This is a genomic window from Sphingomonas sp. HMP6 (assembly GCF_013374095.1).
Lineage (GTDB): Bacteria > Pseudomonadota > Alphaproteobacteria > Sphingomonadales > Sphingomonadaceae > Sphingomonas.
In genome coordinates, this window is record NZ_AP022672.1 from 937657 (window position 1) to 956108 (window position 18452).

Here is an 18452-nt window from a genome sequence, read left to right on the forward strand (position 1 = left end):
TGTGACGGGGTAACCCCTCTCCGCTCCAGCCCCCCCAAATCTCGGGGCGGCGACACACGAAAAGGGCCGCCCGGATCACTCCGGGCGGCCCTTTTACGTTATAGCGAGCGGTAACGCTCAGGCTTCGGGCTGTGCCTCGGCCTGGGTGTCGTCGCCGCTGACTTCAGCAGTCGCGCCCGGCTCTGCATTGGGATCGTACGCCTCGACGAAGCCGGCTTCGTCCTTTTCGAACATCGCTTCCATGACGTTGACGCCATCGGCCTGCATTTTCGCCTCTTCGGGCGAACGTGCGACGTTGACCTTGATCGTGACGGTGACTTCGGGATGCAAAGCAACCTTTACGTCGTACAGGCCGATCGCCTTGATCGGCTTGTTGAGCGCGATTGCCGACTTCGGCAGCTTGTGGCCATCGGCCTCAAGCGCGTCGATCAGATCGCGCACCGCGACCGAACCGTAAAGCTGGCCGGTGTTGGACGACTGGCGGATCAGCGTCAGCGTGATGCCGTCGATCGTCTTTGCTTCGGTCTCGGCTTCACCGCGACGCTCGGCATTGTCGGCCACGATCTTCTCGCGGTTCTTTTCGAAGACCTTGCGGTTGGCTTCGTTGGAGCGAAGCGCCTTCTTGTTCGGCAGCAGGAAGTTGCGGGCGAACCCGTCCTTCACCTTGACGACATCGCCAATGTTACCGAGCTTCTCGACGCGCTCCAGCAGGATGATATCCATGGGGTGCGCTCCTTACTTAACGATGTAGGGCAGCAAGCCCAGATGGCGCGAACGCTTGATCGCCTGGGCGAGTTCGCGCTGCTTCTTGCCGCTCACCGAAGTGATGCGGCTCGGGACGATCTTGCCACGCTCGGACACGAAGCCCTGCAGCAGACGGACGTCCTTATAGTCGATCCGGGGGGCATCCTTGGCCGAGAAAGGGCAGGACTTGCGACGGCGGAAAAATGGGCGTGCCATGGTCTATAGCTCCTTATTCGCCGTCAAAGCTGCGACGCGGGCGGTCTTCGCGGTCACCACGATCGGGGCGGTCGCCACGGTCAGGACGGCCACCTTCGCGGTCGCCACGACGCTCACGGTCGCGGTCCGACTTGCGCATCATGACGCTCGGGCCTTCTTCCGAAGCGTCGATCTTGACGGTCATGTAGCGAATGATGTCTTCGTTGATCTGAACCTGGCGCTCCAGCTCTGCGATCACGCTGCCCGGGGCATCGATCTCAAGCATCACGTAGTGCGCCTTGCGGTTCTTCGCGATTTTGTAGGCGAGGCTGCGCAGGCCCCAATTCTCGGTCTTGACGACGCGGCCGTCATTGCCGTTGATGATTCCGGCGGCCATTTCGGCCAGTGCGTCCACTTGCGCCTGTGCCAGATCCTGGCGCGCAAGGAACACGTGCTCGTATAGAGCCATGTTGCTTTCTCTCATTCTTGGCCGATCGCTGACGCCCGCACCATGCGAAACGCCCCTCCGGCTATCGTCTTCCGCTGAAATAGCGACCGGGGCGGAAAGCGTGCGCCTTCCACCCCGATGGCTGCTTCCTTAGCGAAATCCGGACAGAAGGCAAGCCTGCCGCCCGGATCGGGCCGTCTTATCTGAACGCGCCGCCCAACACTGCGCCGATCAGGCCACCCGTAACCGCGATCAGTACCGCGTCATTGCCCGAACGAACCCAGCGATAGCCGCGCGGCGGGGCATAGAGTCGACGCCCGCGATACTGCCGCCAATCGCGGATTTCCTGGTAATTCTGCGCATAGCGGCGGTCGAAGCGCTGGCCCTTGTTCCACTTGCGATAATGGTTGGGGCGCGTGACGGTCCGCTTGGTGACGACGGTACGGCCGTTTGGCTGCTGGCGGATGACCGTCGTCTGGCGGTCGTTGCGATTCTGCTGCGCTTCCGCGGCGATCGGGCTGGCGACGGCAGCGGTCGCGAGCAATGCAATGAAAAGTTTCTTCATGGTTCAATTCCTTACCTAACGGCGCCATGCTCCCGGCGTCGCATCCTATCTGGGGTGCGGTTGTCGCACACCCGTACCGGCCGAAACCCTAATGCGTCACAAAGTGTCCCGGCCGCATCGGTCCGGTTCAGGTTGGGAGGGCAGGTTGACGGCACGCACCGCGCGCGCCTAACCGCCGCGCCGAAGGAGTTTCAGCGGATGCGAGCGTTCATTTTTCCAGGGCAAGGGAGTCAGTCGGTCGGCATGGGTCAAGCGCTCGCCGCCGCAAGCCCGGCCGCGCGCGCTGTGTTTCAGGAGGTCGATGATGCGCTCGGCCAGAACCTTTTCCGCCTGATGACCGAGGGTCCGACGGATGCGCTTGAACTGACCGAGAATGCGCAGCCCGCGATCATGGCGAACGCGATCGCAACGCTCCGCGTGCTGGAACAGGAAGGCGGCGTTCGTCTGGCCGACAAGGCGGCCTATGTCGCGGGCCATTCGCTCGGCGAATATACCGCTTTGTGCGCGGCGGGTGCGATCGATCTGGCGACGACGGCGCGGCTGCTGAAGCATCGTGGGCTTGCGATGCAGGCGGCCGTGCCGGTCGGCCTTGGCGCTATGGCCGTGTTGCTTGGTGCCGATCTCGACAAGGCGCGCGCGATCGCCGAGGCGGCAGCCAAAGGCGAAACGTGCACCGTCGCCAATGACAATGATCCGTCGCAAGTCGTCTTGTCGGGCGATCGCGGCGCAATTGAACGCGCGGTCGCGATTGCCAAGGACATGGGGGCCAAGCGCGCGATGCTGCTGCAAGTCTCCGCCCCGTTCCACTGCCCGCTGATGCAGCCGGCCGCGGATGCAATGGAAAAGGCGTTGGATGAGGCGCGGATTGCCGCACCCCTGGTGCCGCTTTTCGCCAATGTCACGGCGGCACCGGTCGCTGATGCGGACACGATCCGGCGCCTTCTGGTCGAGCAGGTCACTGGCATGGTGCGTTGGCGCGAATCGGTGTTGGCGATGCACGCGGCTGGTGTCGATCGCTTCGTCGAATTCGGCGGAAAGGTGCTGACCCCGATGGTCAAGCGCATCGCGCCAGATGCTGCAGGGACCAGCGTGGTAACGATGGACGATGTCGAGGCATTGGTTAAAACCCTTTAACACCGCGTAACTTGTCGAAAGCCGGGGGTCGGCGATCGTACCGCGCGCCGTTACGGCGTGATTCTTCAGCTTTTGCTGAGGTGGCGAACAGGAGAAGAGAATGTTCGATCTGACAGGCATGACCGCGCTGGTGACCGGCGCTTCGGGAGGGATCGGTTCGGCGATCGCACACGCGCTGGCAGCGCAGGGAGCGCGGCTAGCTGTTTCCGGTTCGAATGTCGCAAAGCTTGAGGCGTTTCGCGACAGCCTGGGCGGCGATCATGTCGCGTTGCCGTGCGACCTCTCCGATGGCGCGGCGGTCGATGCGCTCGTGCCGGCCGCTGTCGAAGCCCTCGGTGGTAAGCTCGATATCCTCGTCAACAATGGCGGCATCACGCGCGACAATCTCGTCATGCGGATGAAGGACGAGGAATGGGATGCGGTGATCCGCGTAAACCTCGAAGCCGCGTTCCGCCTTGCTCGCGCGGCCGCGCGGCCGATGATGAAGGCGCGCTTCGGGCGGATCGTCTCAATCACATCGGTCGTCGGCACCACGGGCAACCCGGGCCAAGCCAATTATGCTGCGTCCAAAGGCGCTTTGACCGCGATGTCCAAGGCACTGGCGCAGGAACTCGCCAGTCGCGGAATCACCGTCAATTGCGTCGCGCCCGGCTTTATTGCCTCGCCGATGACCGACGGATTGCCCGATGCGCAAAAGGATGCGCTCAACGCGCGCATCCCGATGGGCAAAATGGGCGAGGGCGCTGACATCGGTGCAGCGGTGGTCTATCTCGCGAGCCGCGAAGCCGGCTACGTCACCGGCCAGACCTTGCACGTCAATGGCGGGATGGCGATGATCTGATCATCGCGTAGATGTTCGAGATCAAGACCGGGAGACTTTCAAATTATGCGTATCGTAATACCTCTGGCGCTGGTCGCCGCGGTGGCCGGGGCCGCTCCGGCCAATGCGGCCTTCGAGAATCTGCCTCCGGTCGGCTGCATCCTGTCGCGCACCGAGCGATTGCCGCGCGCCGATCTGGTCGAACTGGTGCAATCGGGGTTCGCGCCGACCAGCAAGAGCGGCAAGGCGAGCATGATGACGGTCGGGCAGGTCGTCCAAGGGTGCCGCCGCTCGTACGGCTGGTCGAAACCGCGCGAGGACGCGGCGATGCAGTATTTCGCGATGCGCGTGCTGCACGACGCTGCGATCGAGCAGGGCATGCGCTTCGGACTGACCGAACCGACATTGGCCAATTACGTTTCGGCGCTGACCGCCGAAGCAACTGCCACCTATGCGACCGGCAAGGTTACCCCCGAGCTCAACCGTGCGGCCTTTGCCCATCTCGAAAAGTCCGGCGTGCCAGTCGCAACGATGAAGCCCGAGGAGATTCAAGCGCTGGGCAAGGCCTTCAACATGGCGATCTACACGCGCGTTGGTCAGGCGAATGCCGAAAAGGCTTATGCCGGCAAATAGCCGTACCATTTGCAACACCCGCCAGAGCCGCCAGCCTCTTGCGCCCGCACCACGCGCGTTCTACGTGCGTTCAGGAATTCCAAAAACCCCCATATTCAGAGGGACGATACAATGAGCGAGACCGCAGACCGCGTTAAGAAAATCGTCGTCGAGCATCTCGGCGTAGAAGCCGACAAGGTGACCGAGGACGCGAGCTTCATCGACGATCTGGGCGCAGACAGCCTCGACATCGTCGAGCTGGTGATGGCGTTCGAAGAGGAATTCGAAGTCGAGATCCCCGACGATGCCGCCGAGAAGATCACGACCGTGAAGGACGCAATCACCTTCATCGACGAGCACAAGAGCTGAGCATTCCGCTTTTGGTTGGGCCGCTGGCATAGCCGAGCAGTCGAACACTCAGAACGGCTCCCCGTCCCAGGCAAAGACCGGGGGCAGGGGGCCGTTCCCGTTTTACCCGACTTTCATTGAAGACTTACAGGATCGGAGATCGCCATGCGGCGTGTTGTCGTAACCGGATTGGGGCTTGTGACGCCGCTGGGTGCCGATGTGGAGACAGCTTGGGCGAATCTTCTCGCCTCGAAGTCGGGCGCTGGCCCGATCACGCGCTTCGACGCGACCGACTATAAGTGTCGGATCGCGTGCGAAGTGAAGCCGGCCGATCACCCTTATGGCTTCGATCCGAACAAGCGCGTGGACCACAAGGTTCAGCGTCAGGTCGATCCGTTCATCATCTTTGGCATCGATGCGGCTGGGCAGGCGCTGGAAGACGCCGGGCTCCTCGACATGACACAGGAGCAGAAATATCGCGCAGGGTGCTCGATCGGCGCCGGTATCGGCGGACTTCCAGGGATCGCGTCCGAATCGATCGTGCTGCACGAAAAGGGTCCGAGCCGCGTCTCGCCGCATTTCGTGCATGGTCGTTTGATCAATTTGATCACCGGTCAGGTGCAGATTAAATATGGTCTGATGGGACCGAACCATGCAGTGGTGACGGCCTGCTCGACGGGCGCGCATTCGATTGGTGATGCCGCGCGGATGATCGCGATGGATGACGCCGACGTGATGCTCGCGGGAGGGTCCGAAGGCGCGATCTGTCCGCTGGGTATCGCCGGCTTTGCCCAGGCGCGCGCGCTCTCGACCAATTTCAACGACACGCCCGAACGTGGCAGCCGCCCGTACGACAAGGATCGCGACGGCTTCGTGATGGGCGAGGGCGCTGGCGTCGTCTGCCTCGAGGAATATGAGCATGCCAAGGCGCGTGGCGCGAAGATCTACGCCGAGGTAATCGGCTATGGCCTTTCGGGCGATGCGTATCACGTCACCGCGCCACACCCGGAAGGCTCCGGCGCGTTCCGGTCGATGGAAATGGCGATGCGCAAGTCCGGGCTGCAACTTTCCGACATCGACTATGTCAACGCGCACGGCACTTCGACGCCGCTGGGCGACGAGCTTGAACTGAACGCAGTGCGTCGCCTGTTCGGGGACAATATCGCAACGATGTCAATGAGCTCAACCAAGTCAGCGATCGGGCATTTGCTCGGCGGTGCCGGCGCGGTCGAGAGCATCTTCTGCATCCTGGCGATGCGCGACCAGATCGTGCCGCCGACGCTCAATCTGGACAACCCAAGCGACAATTGCGCGGGCGTCGACCTCGTGCCGCACGTCGCGAAGAAGCGCAGCGTGAAGGCCGTGCTCAACAATTCCTTCGGCTTTGGCGGCACCAACGCCAGCCTCGTCATGAAGGCGATGTAAGCGTGAACCCCGATCCGTTCGCCTCGAGCCTGTCGAAGGGCTGCTTTCCAGCTGCGACGCCGGTCATCGTGGAGGGCAGTGCTTCGACAAGCTCAGTACGAACGGGATTCTGAGATGCGCAAGTTCGGCTGCCTTGGTCTGATCCTGGCGCTCGCGGCGATCGCGGGGGTGTTCTTCGTCGTCCAGATGTGGGGCGGTCGCGGTCCGCTGGCGCGGCCGATCAGTGTCCAGATCGCGCCTGGCAGCAGCTTGGCCAGCGCATCGGTTCAACTCGAAAAGGCCGGGGCGATCTCCTCGGCGAGCAATTTCCGCATGTTCGCGAAGGTCTTTGGATCCGACGCGCCGATCAAGGCGGGCGAATATCGCATCCCGGCGCATCTCAGTCAGGCCGATATCCTGAAGGTGCTGCAAGGCACCAAGACGATCCAGCGCTTCGTCACGATTCCCGAAGGCTGGGCCTCAGTTCAGGTCAAGGACGCGATCGACAAGACCAGCGGCCTGACCGGCACGATTACCGTCGCGGCCGAGGGCAGCATCCTGCCCGACAGTTACGCCTTCCAGCGCGGCGACACGCGGGAGTTCATGGTCCAGCGGATGCAAAGTGTGATGACGCGTTATCTCGCCAAGGCCTGGGCCGCACGCAAGCCAGGGATCGCGGTGACCAGCCCTGAGCAAGCGCTGATCCTCGCCTCGATCGTCGAGAAGGAAACCGGCAAGCCAAGCGAACGCACGATGGTCGCCGGAGTCTATTCCAACCGGCTGAAGCAAGGGATGAAGCTGCAAGCCGACCCGACGATTCTGTATCCCCACACCGCAGGTCGCCCGCTTGGCCGCCGCATTCCGGGGCTGTGGGTGAGCGAGGTCAATGGCTACAACACCTATGCGATGGTCGGCCTGCCCAAGGGCCCGATCTGCAATCCTGGCCGCGCGAGCATCGATGCGGTGCTCAATCCCGCCAAGACCAGCGCGCTGTATTTCGTGGCGGATGGGTCGGGCGGACATGTGTTCGCCGATACGCTGGAACAGCATAACGCGAATGTCGCGAAGTGGCGCGCGTATCGGGCGGAGAAGGGGATCTGACGCCGAAGAAATATCGAGCGGAAAGGACACGTACCATGGTCAAGTTGTCAATCGCATGCGCTCTTCTTGTACCGATCTGCACCGTCCCAGCCTGGGGCCAGAACACCCAATCGAAAACCACGGTTTGGATTAGCGACAGCGACTACCCTGCGGAATCGCTTCGCGCGGGGGAGGAAGGGGATGTCACGGCGAGTTGGACAATCGGTACAGACGGTCGTGTATCCGATTGCAAGATCGTGGTATCTAGTGGTCATCCCTTACTGGATGAAGCGACTTGCAAAGCCATGACGCTTCGGGCGCGATACACTCCGGCGTTCGACCGGCTCGGCAAGCCCATAGCTTCGCAACAATCGCGCAAATTCGCTTGGCGGTTGCCTCGCTAGTTTACCCGCAACGCGTTCGCCGCCCGCGCGATGGCTTCCACCTCGGCCATGCTCGCGTCCTTGGGCGTCACCCAGCTTCCACCTACGCACAGCACAGGCGCGAACCCCAGCCACTCGGCCGCGCTCGCTTCGGTGATGCCGCCGGTCGGGCAGAAGCGGCATTGGTAGAACGGCGCGGCGAGGGCTTTCAGCGCCTTCAGCCCGCCATTCGCCTCGGCCGGGAAGAATTTGAAGTGGGTCAGGCCGAGATCGAGCCCCAGCATGATGTCGGCGGCGTTGGCGATGCCGGGAAGGAACGGCACGCCGCTGGCGATGATCGGCTGCGCAATCCGCTCGGCCAGCCCGGGTGAAACGATGAACTCGGCACCGGCGTCCATTGCCTGCGCGAACTGATCGGGGTTCACGACCGTGCCCGCGCCGACGATCGCGCCCGCGACCTTCTTCATCTCGCGGATCGCGTCGAGCGCGGCGGGGGTGCGCAGCGTCACTTCGAGCACCTTCAGGCCACCCGCGACCAGCGCCTCGGCCAACGGTCGCGCGGTCGCGGCATCGTCGATCACGAGCACGGGGATGACCGCACTGGTGCGCATCACGGTTTCGATACTCATTGGGCATGTTCCTGTGCAAAGGCTGCCGCCGCGCCGAACAGGCCGGGCTGCGGGTGGGTGATGATCTTAACCGGAACCGATTTCATCAGCCCCTGGAACCGGCCTTTGGCGGTGAAGCGCTGTTCGAAGCCGGATTGCAGCAACCGGTCCTTGAGCCGCAAGCCGAGGCCACCGGCGATGACGACAGCGGTCGGACCATGCGCCAGCGCCAGATCGCCCGCCACTGCCCCCAGCGCGAGGCAGAAACGGTCGAGCGCGGCGAGCGCGAGGCTGTCGCCGCCTTCCAGCGCCAGCGTCCAGATCGCCTTGTCGTCGATTTGCTGGATCGCGCGGCCTTCGATTTCGGCGAGCGTCTGGTAGATCGCGACGATCCCCGGCCCTGCCACGACGCGCTCCATCGAGACGCGCGTGAAGGTCTTACGCAGCCGCTTGAGCAGCGCATCCTCGATCCCGTCGAGCGGCGCGAAATCCTGATGCCCGCCTTCGGTCTCGATGACGTGATAGCCGTCCTTCGCGCGCAACACCTGTGCTACGCCAAGGCCGGTGCCGGGGCCACAGACGGTGATTGCGCCGCTTTCCGGCAGTGCCACGTCCGGGCCACACACGTGCGTGAAATGCTCGGGCGCGACTTGCGCGACCGCATGGCCGATCGCGCCGAAATCGTTGATCAGGACGTACGTATCGACATTGAGCCGTTCCGAGATCAGCGCCGGGCGGATGATCCAAGAATTGTTGGTCATCTTGATCAACTCGCCGCCGATCGGCGACGCGATGCCGATCGCTGCGGCGCGGGGCAGGGGGCTGCCGACCTGCTGCTCGAATGCCTGCCACGCGGTTTGCAGGCTGGCGAATTCGGCAGTCTTGAGGGTGGCAGGCTCGCCAAGCGACACGACGCGGCCCTCGGCTACCTCGGCCAGCGCAAAGCGCGCGTGGGTGCCGCCAAGATCTACGCTCACCAACTGCATTGCGCTCACCAGCCCATTCCCGTCAGCAGCGGTGAGGCCCCGCGCTCGGCCTCATTGGCGTTCGCGCGGAACAGGCCGAACAACTCGCGGCCCATGCCCTCGGCTTCGGGCGGTGCGGTGGCGGGGATGCGTGCCGCCCATTCCGCCGGGTCCACGCGCGCGAACAACTCGCCTGCGTCGGCATCCAGCCGGATCACGTCGCCGTCGCGCACGCGCGACAGCGGCCCGTCGCCTAATGCCTCGGGCGAGCAATGGATCGCCGCGGGAACCTTGCCGCTCGCGCCCGACATGCGCCCGTCGGTGACCAGCGCGACGCGGAAGCCGCGGTTCTGCAGCACGCCGAGCGCGGGCGTGAGCTTGTGCAATTCGGGCATGCCATTGGCGCGCGGTCCTTGGAACCGCACCACGACGACGACGTCGCGGTCGAGTTCGCCCGCTTGGAATGCGGCTAGCACTGCCGCTTGATCCTCGAAGACACGCGCGGGTGCTTCGATCGTCCAGCGATCCCGCTCGACCGCGGATACCTTGATGCAGGCGCGGCCCAAGTTGCCGGCAAGGATCCGAAAGCCGCCTTCGGGGGCGAACGGTGTCGCTGGCGCGCGCAGGATCGAGTCATCGCCGCTCGCACCCGGATCGGTCCAGGCAAGCGCCTCTGCGTTATCCAGCACCGGCTTGCGTCCATAATCGGTCATGTCTTCGCCCGCGACGGTCAGCAAATCGCGGTGGAGCAGCCCGGCATCGGCCAGTTCTCGGATCACGAACGCCATCCCGCCCGCACCCTCGAACCCGTTCACATCGGCCGACCCGTTGGGATAGACCCGCGCGACGAGCGGGATCGCCTTGGAGAGGCGGTCGAAATCCTCCCAGTCGATCACGATGCCCGCGCACGCCGCGATAGCGGGCAAGTGCAGTAGATGGTTGGTCGATCCGCCAGTTGCGAGCAGCCCGATCGCGGCATTCACGATCGCCTTCTCATCCACGCACAGCCCGAGCGGACGGTACGAATCACCGCTCCATCCGATCTGCGGCAAACGATGCACCGCTGCCCGTGTCAATTCCTGGCGCAGCTTGGTGCCGGGATTGATGAACGCCGCGCCGGGCATGTGCAGCCCCATCATCTCCATCATCATCTGATTGGAATTGGCGGTGCCGTAGAAGGTGCAGGTGCCCTTGGAATGATAAGCGCCGATCTCGGCCTCAAGCAGCGCGTCGCGACCGACTTTTCCCTCCGCAAACGCTTCGCGCACCGCGACCTTGGCCTTGTTGGCGAGGCCCGAGGGCATCGGTCCTGCCGGGATGAACACCATCGGCAAATGGCCGAAGCGCAAAGCGCCCATCAGCAGGCCCGGCACGATCTTGTCGCAAATGCCGAGCAAGGCGGCACCCTCGAACGTGCCGTGGCTGAGCGCGATCGCGGTCGACAGGGCGATCGTGTCGCGGCTGAACAGCGACAATTCCATCCCCGCATAGCCCTGCGTCACGCCGTCGCACATTGCCGGCACGCCGCCCGCGACTTGCGCGGTCGCCCCGGCCTCGCGCGCCCACACCTTCATCTGTTCGGGATAGCGGTAATAGGGCGCGTGCGCCGAGAGCATGTCGTTGTAAGACGTGACGATGCCGATGTTCATCGCCTGACCCGTGACCAGCGTCGCGCGGTCTTCCTCGGTCCCGGCATAAGCGTGCGCGGCGTTGGCGCAGCCCATCGCCGGCCGCGCGATATGCGTGTCGCGCGCGCGCGCGATCAGCCCGAGATACGCATCACGGGTGGGCTTCGACCGGGCGATGATCCGGTCGGTGACGGCGGCGATTTCGGGGTGAAGGGTGGTCATAGCCCTAACTCCGTTCGTGCTGAGCTTGTCGAAGCACAGCGTGCAGCAAACCGGGCCTGTTCGCGTGGCACGGGTCCTTCGACAGGCTCAGGGCGAACGGGGTTTGCATCATTCCGCCGCCCAGTGGATATCCACCGGCAGTTCCACATCCGCGAGCACGCGTCCGATCGGGTATTTCGACGACGGACCCTGCTTGATCGCGTCCTCGATCACCTTCTTCTTCGCGTCACCGGTCACCGCAATGATCAGCGCGCGCGCGGAAATCATCGCTTCGCGGCTGAGCGTCACACGCGCGACGGGCGCGTCCTTCGGCATCGGATCGGGCATCACGCCCAGCGCACGCCGCTCCTTCGGGCCGGCCAGTGCCTCGTCATAATCGGGGCCGGGGAAGATCGATCCGGTGTGCCCGTCCGCGCCGACGCCGAGCAGGCACAGGTCGAGCGGCCAGTGCAGATCCTGCATCAGCGCATCGGCCGAGCGCCCTGCGGCTTTGTAATCGGCGGTCGCGTTGGGAACGATCGGCATGACCCGCGCGCCCTTTGGCAGAAACGCCTTGGCGATCATCGTCACGTTCGACAGCGGATCACCCAGCGGCACGATGCGCTCGTCCACCGGCACGATCGTGACGCGCTTCCAGTCATGCTTGGCGGCGGCAAGCTTCGCATAGATCGGGATCGGCGTCTTGCCACCCGACAGCGCGATCACCGCCGCACCGCGCGCATCGATCGCGCTGTCGATGATGAAACCGATGTCGCCCGCGACAGCCTCGGCCATCTCCTCGGCATCCTCATAATCCCACCATTCGATTTCGTGGTCGTCGTCGCTCATCACACTCTCCAAAATCTGTAAAATTCGGGCGGCACGAAATCAATCGTCCTGCCAGGTAACCCCGTCACGCTCGGTTAGCGCAATCGCGGCGCTTGGACCCCAACTGCCCGAGGCGTAATTCTTGGGCTTCATGTCGTTCGCCACCCAGCCGGCCCGGATTGCGTCGATCCAGCTCCATTGCGCCTCGACCTCGTCGCGCCGCACGAACAGCGTTTGGTCGCCCTCGATCAGATCGAGCAGCAGCCGCTCATAGGCGATACGGCGCGGGCGTCCGGCAAATTCAGCGTCGAGGCTGAGGTTCAGCGGCACTTCGCGCAAGCGGATACCGTCGCGGTCGAGCCCCGGCTCCTTGGCCATCATCAGCATCTGGACATATTCCTCGGGCTGCAAGCGGATGACTAAGACGTTGGGCTGGAGCAGGCCGCCCCGGTTCGAGAACATCGAATGCGGCACCGGCTTGAACTGGATCGCGATTTCGCTGCGCCGCGTGGTCATGCGCTTGCCGGTACGCAGGTAGAACGGCACGCCCTGCCAGCGCCAATTGTCGACATGCGCCTTGATCGCGACAAAGGTCTCGGTGGTCGATGGCTTGCCGAGTTCGTCGATATAGCCCTTGACGATCTCGCCGCCGCTCGCGCCCGCGGCGTACTGCCCCGTCACCGACATCAGCGGCGCGTCCGCAGGTTCGATTGCGCGAAGCGAGCGGAACACCTTGGCTTTCTCGTCGCGGATCGCGGTGCCGTCGAAGCTGGCAGGGGGTTCCATCGCGATCAACGCGAGCAGCTGGAGCATATGATTGGCGACCATGTCGCGCAAAGCACCCGCGCCGTCATAATAAGCCGCGCGCTCTTCCAGCCCGACCGTTTCCGAAATCGTGATCTGGATATTGTCGATGCCGCGCGCATTCCACACCGGCTCGAAGAAACTGTTGCCGAAGCGCAAGGCGAGGATGTTCTGGACGGTTTCCTTGCCGAGATAATGGTCGATCCTGAAGGTGCGGTCCTCCGAAAAGGCTGAGGCGACAGTGTCGTTGATTTCCTTGCTCGACGCTAGATCGTAGCCGAGCGGCTTTTCCAGACCGATCCGCACCGTCTCCCCAGCAAGCCCCGCCGAATCGAGGCCGCGAATCACCGCTTCGAACAATGACGGCGCCGTCGACAGGAAGATCGCCAGGCCGCCCGAAACGTCGCCCACCTTCTCCGCCAACTGCTGGTAGTGCGCGAGATCGGTTGCATCGAGCGCTTGGTACTGGACGCGTTCCAGAAAGCTCTTGGTCGCCTTCTCGTCCTTGCGGTCGGCCGGCAGGAACTCGTCCAGCGCGGCCTTCGCGAACTTGCGATAACTTGCATCGCTATGTTCGGACCGCGCGGTGCCCGTGATCGTTAGCCCATCGGGCAACAATCCATCGGCGTGCAGGCCATAGAGCGACGGCAGCAGCATGCGCTGGGCAAGGTCTCCGGTCGCGCCGAAGAGCAACAGCTTGGCGACGGGCGTGCGGACATGCATTGCGAGGCGACCTCCTGGGGAAGGGTTTCCCTAATCAGGCAGACGCGTGCCGCCAAGGTGAATACGTAGGTTTCGACCCTAAAGCGTCAAACCTGCGACGGGATCGAGTCCGGCCATGATATTGAAGTTCTGAACCGCCGCGCCCGCCGCGCCCTTGCCGAGGTTGTCGAGCGTCGCGATCAGGCGCGCCTGGCCGGTATCGGCATTGCCGCACACGCGCAGCGTCAGCCGGTCGGTCCCGGCGTCATCCTCGATCTGCACGACGGCATCTGCTCCCGATGCGATGCGGATCACTTTGCTGTCGGCATAGGCCTCGCGCAGTACCGCCTCGCACACGTGCAGCGTCGGGCGTCGCGTGAACATGTGCAGCGGAAGGCCGATTTCGACGATCATCCCGCGATACGTGTTGGCAACCGACGGCATAAAGATCGGCGGGTGCGCGAGCCGCGAATGCTTCTGCATTTCCGGCACATGCTTGTGGACCAGGCCGAGCGCATAGGCGTGCGCGGCTGGGGGCGGGTTCACGCCTTCGAAGTCGGCGATCATCGCCTTGCCGCCGCCCGAATATCCCGACACGGCATTGACGCAGACTGCCCAGTCGACAGGCACGAGACCGGCGCGCACCAACGGCCGGATCAAGGCCAGGAAGCCAGTCGGATAGCAACCGGGGTTGCTTACGCGTTTCGCGTCCGTGATGGCCGCTGTCTGGAACGGTTCCAGTTCTGGAAAACCATACGTCCAGCCATCCGCCGTGCGGTGCGCGGTCGATGCGTCGATCACCCGGGTCCGGTCGTTGGCGATCAGCGCGACGGCTTCTCGCGCGGCATCGTCGGGCAGGCACAAAATGACGAAGTCGCTGTCGTTGAGCGCTTCTGCCCGCGCGGTGGAGTCCTTGCGCCGCGCATCGTCGAGTTCGATCAGCGTGACGTCGCTACGTCCCGCCATCCGTTCGCGAATCTCAAGGCCAGTCGTTCCGGCGGCCCCGTCGATGAAAAGCGATACGCTCATGCGCTTGGCCAGGAAAGGGCATCGGCGTCTACATAGCCGACCAGATTGTGCGCCGGCGACCGACCCCAGGCGCGTCCCTTCACAAACTCGAGCACCTCGAAAACGTCGCCCACCGCAAGCTCGGCCAGATCGCCCGATTGCAAATCCGTGCCCTGGCGCAAGGGCGTGGCCGCCACCACGATGCGCGGCACCGAAGCCGCGTAATGCGGCGCAAAAACCTGATCCGCGAGCCGAATGTCCGCCAGATCGCGCCGCACCGCATTGTGCAATGGATCGAGTCGCACCGACGCGCCGCGCAGCGCGAAGCTGTTACGCGGAGGCGCTGCGGACGACGCGAGCGGGTGCGCTGCGTCCGTTGGTTGGTTGTGGCGTGCTGTCGCCGATGAACTGTCCGAAGTCGTCAAGAAACTCTGCCCCCTCGGCGGTACGTGCGACGAAGATGTTGCGCTTGTCATTATCGTCGCGTTGACGGCGCAGATAGCCCAGGGTGCCGAGCCTGTTCAAGGCGCGCGTGACGACCGGCTTCGATACGTTGAGCATCGCCGCCAATCCGCGCACCGTGTGCGGACCCGGTTTTAGATACACGACGAGAAGCAGGGCCATTTGACGGTTGGTCAGGTCGGGTTCACCCGAACGGACATAATCCACGAGAGTTCGCATCCATTCGGTAAGGGCGTGATCGGAGGTTAAAGCCACGGTTAGTGTCCGTAAATAACTCGGTAAATCCCCACAATCGGGGACATTCCTGACGCCTTAACGCGCCGAATGCCGTCGGGTTTCAATACGGTGGCGAAATGTCGATTAACCCATCCGGTCGTTGCGGCGGTTGATCGCACGCGGCACCTCGCCTATGTGCCCGGCTTCGCTGTACGCAGCATCAAGGATTCAGCCCGCTTCATGTTTCTTTTTCAGTTTCTCCTCGTCGTCCATGCCGTGATCGCGGCTGCACTCGTCGGCGTCATTCTCGTCCAAAAGTCCGAAGGCGGCGGGCTTGGCATGGGCGGGAGCCCCGCGGGCCTGATGTCGGCACGCGGCGCTGCCGATTTCCTAACGCGTGCCACCTCGATTCTCGGCGCGTCGTTCATCCTTCTCAGCATCGTGCTGGCGGTGCTGGCCGCGCAGGGACGCAGCACCAAGATCGACACGTCGCTTGCGCGCGGCGCTCGCGCGACCGCACCGGTCCTGCCGGCGGCCCCGGCAGGGGACCCCAATGCCGCGCCATTCTCGGCCGGCGCACGAAGCGCGTTGCAGAATCAGGCCGCCCCGCCGGCCGACAATGGTTCGGTGCCGCTCGCTCAGTAACTCGCGCGCGGCTCAGATAGCCGCGTAGTTTTCCACAATAGACGGAGTCGCACGCTTGCCGTGCCACCCCGCTTGACGCTAGGCCTTTGCTCCCATGGCGCGGTTCATTTTTATCACCGGCGGCGTGGTTTCCTCGCTCGGCAAGGGTCTCATGGCGGCGAGCCTCGCGGCATTGCTGCAAGCGCGCGGCTATCGCGTCCGAATTCGCAAGTTCGATCCGTACCTTAACGTCGATCCTGGGACGATGTCGCCCTATCAGCACGGCGAAGTCTATGTGACCGATGACGGCGCGGAGACCGATCTCGATCTCGGCCATTACGAGCGCTTTACCGGCGTCGCATCGCGGCAGTCGGACAATGTCACTTCGGGGCGAATCTACCAACAGATCATCACGCGTGAGCGGCGCGGTGATTACCTGGGCGCCACGGTGCAGGTGATTCCGCACGTGACCGACGCGATAAAGGAATTTGCCCAGGCCGAAACCGAAGATCTCGATTTTGTGCTATGCGAGATCGGCGGGACGGTCGGCGACATCGAATCGCTCCCCTTCATCGAGGCGATCCGGCAGCTTCGCAATGATCTCGGCCGCGGCAATTCGGTCAGCATTCACGTCACGCTGGTGCCCTACATCGCTGCCGCTGGCGAATTGAAGACCAAGCCGACGCAGCATTCCGTGCGCGAACTCGCGGCGCTGGGCGTGCAGCCCGACGTGCTGGTATGCAGGTGCGAACAGCCTTTGCCCGACAGCGACCGCGCCAAGATCGCGTTGTTCTGCAACGTGCCCAAGGAAGCGGTTATTCCTGCGCTCGATGCAAAGAGCATCTACGCGGTGCCGGTGCAATATCACGAGGAGGGCCTCGACGATGCCGTCCTCAATGCGTTCGGCATCCTGCCCGGCAGCGCTCCCGATCTTTCACGCTGGACCGATATCATGGACCGGGTGACCAACCCCGAGGGCGAGGTCACGATCGGCGTCGTCGGCAAGTATGTCGGCCTGCAGGATGCCTATAAGTCGCTCAACGAAGCGCTGGTGCACGGTGGCATCGCCAACAAGGTGAAGGTCAATATCGAGTGGATCGACGCCGAGCTGTTCGAGGCCGATGACGCGGACATCGCCGCGCGGCTTGAGCCGCTGCACGCAATCCTCGTGCCCGGCGCGTTCGGCGAGCGGGGTGCGGAGGGCAAGATCGCCAGCGTGCGCTTCGCGCGCGAACGTGACATTCCGTATTTCGGCATTTGCTTCGGAATGCAGATGGCCTGCGTCGAAGGCGCACGCGACCTGGCGGGAATTGCGGACGCATCGTCGACCGAATTTGGCCCGACGGAGGAGCCGGTGGTTGGCATGATCACCGAATGGATGACCGCCGAGGGCGTCCAAACCCGCGAGGCTGGAGGGGATCTCGGCGGGACGATGCGGCTCGGCGCTTATCCTGCCACGCTGGACGGAAATTCGGTCGTATCCAGCATCTACGGCGGCACCGACATTTCCGAGCGCCACCGCCACCGCTATGAGGTCAACACCGCGTATCGCGAGGCGCTGGAAAGGGGTGGGCTGGTGTTCAGCGGCATGTCCCCCGACGGTATGCTCCCCGAAATCGTCGAACGTCCCGATCATCCCTGGTTCGTCGGCGTGCAATTCCATCCCGAACTGAAGAGCAAGCCGTTTGACCCGCACCCGCTCTTTGCTAGCTTTATCGGCGCGGCGGTCAGACAATCTCGGCTGGTCTGATTTTCCTGTTTTAGGCAAGTCTCGAAGAACAAACGGAATGATCCGTTTGTGCAGCTATGCGAAATGTGGGACATTCCTGTCGATCAAAACAGGGCGTACCTCGTGGATGAAAAGCGGGTCCAGGATGAAGCGAGCCAGGTGGAAGCAGGCGACAATGCCGTCCACGTTCAGGGGCCTGCCGATGTCGACGTCTTGTTGACCCCACGAGCGGCGCTGGAAACCGCGCGACGACTTGGGGAAGCCGCGGTCGAATCGATCATCAACAACGCGATCGATGACAAACAGAACTAAATCTTCAGTTTACGCATGTTTTACCAATAGGGCGCCCAGATCGCTCCGGGCGCCCCGTTTACGATATTCTCACGCTGCCTGCGCTTCGCCCGGCGTATCGTCGACCGCGACGAGCGGTGCGCCGGTTTTGATCGCGATTGTCTTCGGCTTCATTGCCTCGGGCACTTCGCGGATCAGGTCGATCACGAGTAATCCGTCATTCAGCCGCGCATCCTCGACCCGCACGAAATCGGCGAGTTCGAAGCGGCGCTCGAAGCTGCGATTGGCGATGCCGATGTGCAGGAACGACGCGGCGTTTCCTTCGCTTGCATCCTTGCGGCCCTTCACCTGCAACAGGTTCTGCTGCGCGACGATCTCGATCTCGTCGCGGGAAAAACCAGCGACCGCGAGCGTGATGCGGAAATGGTCGCCATCGAGTCGCTCAAGGTTAAACGGCGGGTAATTGTCGGCACTGGCCTGCCGGGCATTGGCCTCAAGCATATCGAACAACCGGTCGAACCCCACGGTCGAGCGGCGATAGGGGGTCAAATCGAACTGACGCATTGATAGTCTCCTCAACACAAGCGAGTTTGCTTCTGCGGGCGGCGGCCCACCTGTGTGCGACCCGCCCGGTGCAGCCCGTTTTGGCGCCG

The 18452-nt window shown here is 63.5% G+C and carries 23 protein-coding genes; 10 read left to right on the forward strand and 13 right to left on the reverse strand.

The genetic code is table 11. The features are described 5' to 3' along the window. Positions 1–117: 117 nt before the first annotated feature. From rplI to HMP06_RS04750, 4 genes are all read right to left on the reverse strand, one after another. On the reverse strand, positions 118–723 hold the full coding sequence (gene rplI / locus HMP06_RS04735; protein WP_176496064.1) for a 50S ribosomal protein L9: 606 nt from the start codon (positions 721–723) through the stop codon (positions 118–120). A gap of 12 nt (positions 724–735) precedes the next feature. After that, on the reverse strand, positions 736–960 hold the full coding sequence (rpsR, locus tag HMP06_RS04740; protein ID WP_010186331.1) for a 30S ribosomal protein S18: 225 nt from the start codon (positions 958–960) through the stop codon (positions 736–738). 13 nt (positions 961–973) lie between these two features. Continuing rightward, a complete protein-coding gene (gene rpsF / locus HMP06_RS04745) occupies positions 974–1408 on the reverse strand; it encodes a 30S ribosomal protein S6 (RefSeq protein WP_176496065.1) in 435 nt (144 codons plus the stop codon). Between the two features lie 178 nt (positions 1409–1586). Further along, the gene (locus HMP06_RS04750) at positions 1587–1952 is read right to left on the reverse strand and encodes an RcnB family protein (protein WP_176496066.1); all 366 of its coding nucleotides are present in this window, start codon (positions 1950–1952) and stop codon (positions 1587–1589) included. A 198-nt stretch (positions 1953–2150) separates the two neighbouring features. On the opposite strand from HMP06_RS04750, the gene fabD reads away from it, so the two are divergent. The 7 genes from fabD to HMP06_RS18070 all read left to right on the forward strand — a co-directional run bounded on the left by fabD (position 2151) and on the right by HMP06_RS18070 (position 7754). Continuing rightward, entirely contained in the window at positions 2151–3086 is a 936-nt protein-coding gene (fabD, locus tag HMP06_RS04755) for an ACP S-malonyltransferase (RefSeq protein WP_176496067.1), read from the forward strand. 100 nt (positions 3087–3186) lie between these two features. After that, the gene (gene fabG, locus HMP06_RS04760; protein ID WP_176496068.1) at positions 3187–3927 is read left to right on the forward strand and encodes a 3-oxoacyl-[acyl-carrier-protein] reductase; all 741 of its coding nucleotides are present in this window, start codon (positions 3187–3189) and stop codon (positions 3925–3927) included. 45 nt (positions 3928–3972) lie between these two features. Then, a complete protein-coding gene (locus HMP06_RS04765; RefSeq protein ID WP_176496069.1) occupies positions 3973–4539 on the forward strand; it encodes a hypothetical protein in 567 nt (188 codons plus the stop codon). 111 nt (positions 4540–4650) lie between these two features. Next, positions 4651–4887: an acyl carrier protein gene (locus HMP06_RS04770; RefSeq protein WP_010186338.1), complete on the forward strand. Its 237-nt coding sequence runs from the start codon at positions 4651–4653 to the stop codon at positions 4885–4887. Positions 4888–5031: 144 nt separating this feature from the next. Beyond that, positions 5032–6291 (forward strand): beta-ketoacyl-ACP synthase II, encoded by a 1260-nt coding sequence (gene fabF, locus HMP06_RS04775; protein WP_176496070.1) that lies wholly within the window; start codon positions 5032–5034, stop codon positions 6289–6291. 114 nt (positions 6292–6405) lie between these two features. After that, complete coding sequence (mltG, locus tag HMP06_RS04780) at positions 6406–7371, forward strand: endolytic transglycosylase MltG (protein ID WP_176496071.1); 966 nt, start codon at positions 6406–6408, stop codon at positions 7369–7371. Between the two features lie 35 nt (positions 7372–7406). Then, on the forward strand, positions 7407–7754 hold the full coding sequence (locus HMP06_RS18070; RefSeq protein WP_176496072.1) for an energy transducer TonB: 348 nt from the start codon (positions 7407–7409) through the stop codon (positions 7752–7754). On the opposite strand, the gene eda is transcribed toward HMP06_RS18070, so the two are convergent. From eda to HMP06_RS04825, 8 genes are all read right to left on the reverse strand, one after another. Next, a complete protein-coding gene (eda, locus tag HMP06_RS04790) occupies positions 7751–8362 on the reverse strand; it encodes a bifunctional 4-hydroxy-2-oxoglutarate aldolase/2-dehydro-3-deoxy-phosphogluconate aldolase (protein WP_176496073.1) in 612 nt (203 codons plus the stop codon). The genes HMP06_RS18070 and eda overlap by 4 nt on opposite strands. Further along, the gene (gene glk / locus HMP06_RS04795; RefSeq protein WP_176498360.1) at positions 8359–9327 is read right to left on the reverse strand and encodes a glucokinase; all 969 of its coding nucleotides are present in this window, start codon (positions 9325–9327) and stop codon (positions 8359–8361) included. Before glk ends, eda begins: the two co-directional genes overlap by 4 nt. A gap of 5 nt (positions 9328–9332) precedes the next feature. Then, the gene (gene edd, locus HMP06_RS04800; protein WP_176496074.1) at positions 9333–11156 is read right to left on the reverse strand and encodes a phosphogluconate dehydratase; all 1824 of its coding nucleotides are present in this window, start codon (positions 11154–11156) and stop codon (positions 9333–9335) included. A 108-nt stretch (positions 11157–11264) separates the two neighbouring features. Then, complete coding sequence (gene pgl, locus HMP06_RS04805; protein WP_176496075.1) at positions 11265–11984, reverse strand: 6-phosphogluconolactonase; 720 nt, start codon at positions 11982–11984, stop codon at positions 11265–11267. Positions 11985–12023: 39 nt separating this feature from the next. Then, the gene (zwf, locus tag HMP06_RS04810; protein ID WP_176496076.1) at positions 12024–13490 is read right to left on the reverse strand and encodes a glucose-6-phosphate dehydrogenase; all 1467 of its coding nucleotides are present in this window, start codon (positions 13488–13490) and stop codon (positions 12024–12026) included. A 78-nt stretch (positions 13491–13568) separates the two neighbouring features. After that, positions 13569–14498 carry an N-acetyl-gamma-glutamyl-phosphate reductase gene (argC, locus tag HMP06_RS04815; RefSeq protein WP_176496077.1) on the reverse strand — a complete coding sequence of 310 codons (930 nt, stop codon included), beginning with the start codon at positions 14496–14498 and terminating at the stop codon, positions 13569–13571. Beyond that, complete coding sequence (locus HMP06_RS04820) at positions 14495–14755, reverse strand: SH3 domain-containing protein (RefSeq protein WP_176496078.1); 261 nt, start codon at positions 14753–14755, stop codon at positions 14495–14497. The genes argC and HMP06_RS04820 overlap by 4 nt, the downstream gene beginning before the upstream one ends. Positions 14756–14807: 52 nt before the next feature. Beyond that, complete coding sequence (locus HMP06_RS04825; RefSeq protein WP_232089946.1) at positions 14808–15158, reverse strand: MarR family transcriptional regulator; 351 nt, start codon at positions 15156–15158, stop codon at positions 14808–14810. A gap of 237 nt (positions 15159–15395) precedes the next feature. Here HMP06_RS04825 and secG point away from each other — a divergent pair, with 237 nt between their 5' ends. The 3 genes from secG (at position 15396) to HMP06_RS04840 (ending at position 17820) form a co-directional block, all read left to right on the forward strand. Continuing rightward, the gene (secG, locus tag HMP06_RS04830; RefSeq protein WP_176498361.1) at positions 15396–15800 is read left to right on the forward strand and encodes a preprotein translocase subunit SecG; all 405 of its coding nucleotides are present in this window, start codon (positions 15396–15398) and stop codon (positions 15798–15800) included. Between the two features lie 94 nt (positions 15801–15894). Continuing rightward, complete coding sequence (locus tag HMP06_RS04835) at positions 15895–17529, forward strand: CTP synthase (protein ID WP_176496080.1); 1635 nt, start codon at positions 15895–15897, stop codon at positions 17527–17529. 63 nt (positions 17530–17592) lie between these two features. Then, positions 17593–17820, forward strand: coding sequence for a hypothetical protein (locus HMP06_RS04840; RefSeq protein ID WP_232089869.1), 228 nt, complete (start codon positions 17593–17595; stop codon positions 17818–17820). A gap of 69 nt (positions 17821–17889) precedes the next feature. On the opposite strand, the gene HMP06_RS04845 is transcribed toward HMP06_RS04840, so the two are convergent. Next, on the reverse strand, positions 17890–18363 hold the full coding sequence (locus tag HMP06_RS04845; protein WP_176496082.1) for an Hsp20 family protein: 474 nt from the start codon (positions 18361–18363) through the stop codon (positions 17890–17892). Positions 18364–18452: the final 89 nt, after the last annotated feature.

Bases quoted from the DNA above. Each gene is read 5' to 3' on its own strand.
- rplI (WP_176496064.1), bottom strand. From the start codon at position 723: ATGGATATCATCCTGCTGGAGCGCGTCGAGAAGCTCGGTAACATTGGC.
- rpsR (WP_010186331.1), bottom strand. From the start codon at position 960: ATGGCACGCCCATTTTTCCGCCGTCGCAAGTCCTGCCCTTTCTCGGCC.
- rpsF (WP_176496065.1), bottom strand. From the start codon at position 1,408: ATGGCTCTATACGAGCACGTGTTCCTTGCGCGCCAGGATCTGGCACAG.
- HMP06_RS04750 (WP_176496066.1), bottom strand. From the start codon at position 1,952: ATGAAGAAACTTTTCATTGCATTGCTCGCGACCGCTGCCGTCGCCAGC.
- fabD (WP_176496067.1), top strand. From the start codon at position 2,151: ATGCGAGCGTTCATTTTTCCAGGGCAAGGGAGTCAGTCGGTCGGCATG.
- fabG (WP_176496068.1), top strand. From the start codon at position 3,187: ATGTTCGATCTGACAGGCATGACCGCGCTGGTGACCGGCGCTTCGGGA.
- HMP06_RS04765 (WP_176496069.1), top strand. From the start codon at position 3,973: ATGCGTATCGTAATACCTCTGGCGCTGGTCGCCGCGGTGGCCGGGGCC.
- HMP06_RS04770 (WP_010186338.1), top strand. From the start codon at position 4,651: ATGAGCGAGACCGCAGACCGCGTTAAGAAAATCGTCGTCGAGCATCTC.
- fabF (WP_176496070.1), top strand. From the start codon at position 5,032: ATGCGGCGTGTTGTCGTAACCGGATTGGGGCTTGTGACGCCGCTGGGT.
- mltG (WP_176496071.1), top strand. From the start codon at position 6,406: ATGCGCAAGTTCGGCTGCCTTGGTCTGATCCTGGCGCTCGCGGCGATC.
- HMP06_RS18070 (WP_176496072.1), top strand. From the start codon at position 7,407: ATGGTCAAGTTGTCAATCGCATGCGCTCTTCTTGTACCGATCTGCACC.
- eda (WP_176496073.1), bottom strand. From the start codon at position 8,362: ATGAGTATCGAAACCGTGATGCGCACCAGTGCGGTCATCCCCGTGCTC.
- glk (WP_176498360.1), bottom strand. From the start codon at position 9,327: ATGCAGTTGGTGAGCGTAGATCTTGGCGGCACCCACGCGCGCTTTGCG.
- edd (WP_176496074.1), bottom strand. From the start codon at position 11,156: ATGACCACCCTTCACCCCGAAATCGCCGCCGTCACCGACCGGATCATC.
- pgl (WP_176496075.1), bottom strand. From the start codon at position 11,984: ATGAGCGACGACGACCACGAAATCGAATGGTGGGATTATGAGGATGCC.
- zwf (WP_176496076.1), bottom strand. From the start codon at position 13,490: ATGCATGTCCGCACGCCCGTCGCCAAGCTGTTGCTCTTCGGCGCGACC.
- argC (WP_176496077.1), bottom strand. From the start codon at position 14,498: ATGAGCGTATCGCTTTTCATCGACGGGGCCGCCGGAACGACTGGCCTT.
- HMP06_RS04825 (WP_232089946.1), bottom strand. From the start codon at position 15,158: ATGCGAACTCTCGTGGATTATGTCCGTTCGGGTGAACCCGACCTGACC.
- secG (WP_176498361.1), top strand. From the start codon at position 15,396: ATGTTTCTTTTTCAGTTTCTCCTCGTCGTCCATGCCGTGATCGCGGCT.
- HMP06_RS04835 (WP_176496080.1), top strand. From the start codon at position 15,895: ATGGCGCGGTTCATTTTTATCACCGGCGGCGTGGTTTCCTCGCTCGGC.
- HMP06_RS04840 (WP_232089869.1), top strand. From the start codon at position 17,593: ATGTGGGACATTCCTGTCGATCAAAACAGGGCGTACCTCGTGGATGAA.
- HMP06_RS04845 (WP_176496082.1), bottom strand. From the start codon at position 18,363: ATGCGTCAGTTCGATTTGACCCCCTATCGCCGCTCGACCGTGGGGTTC.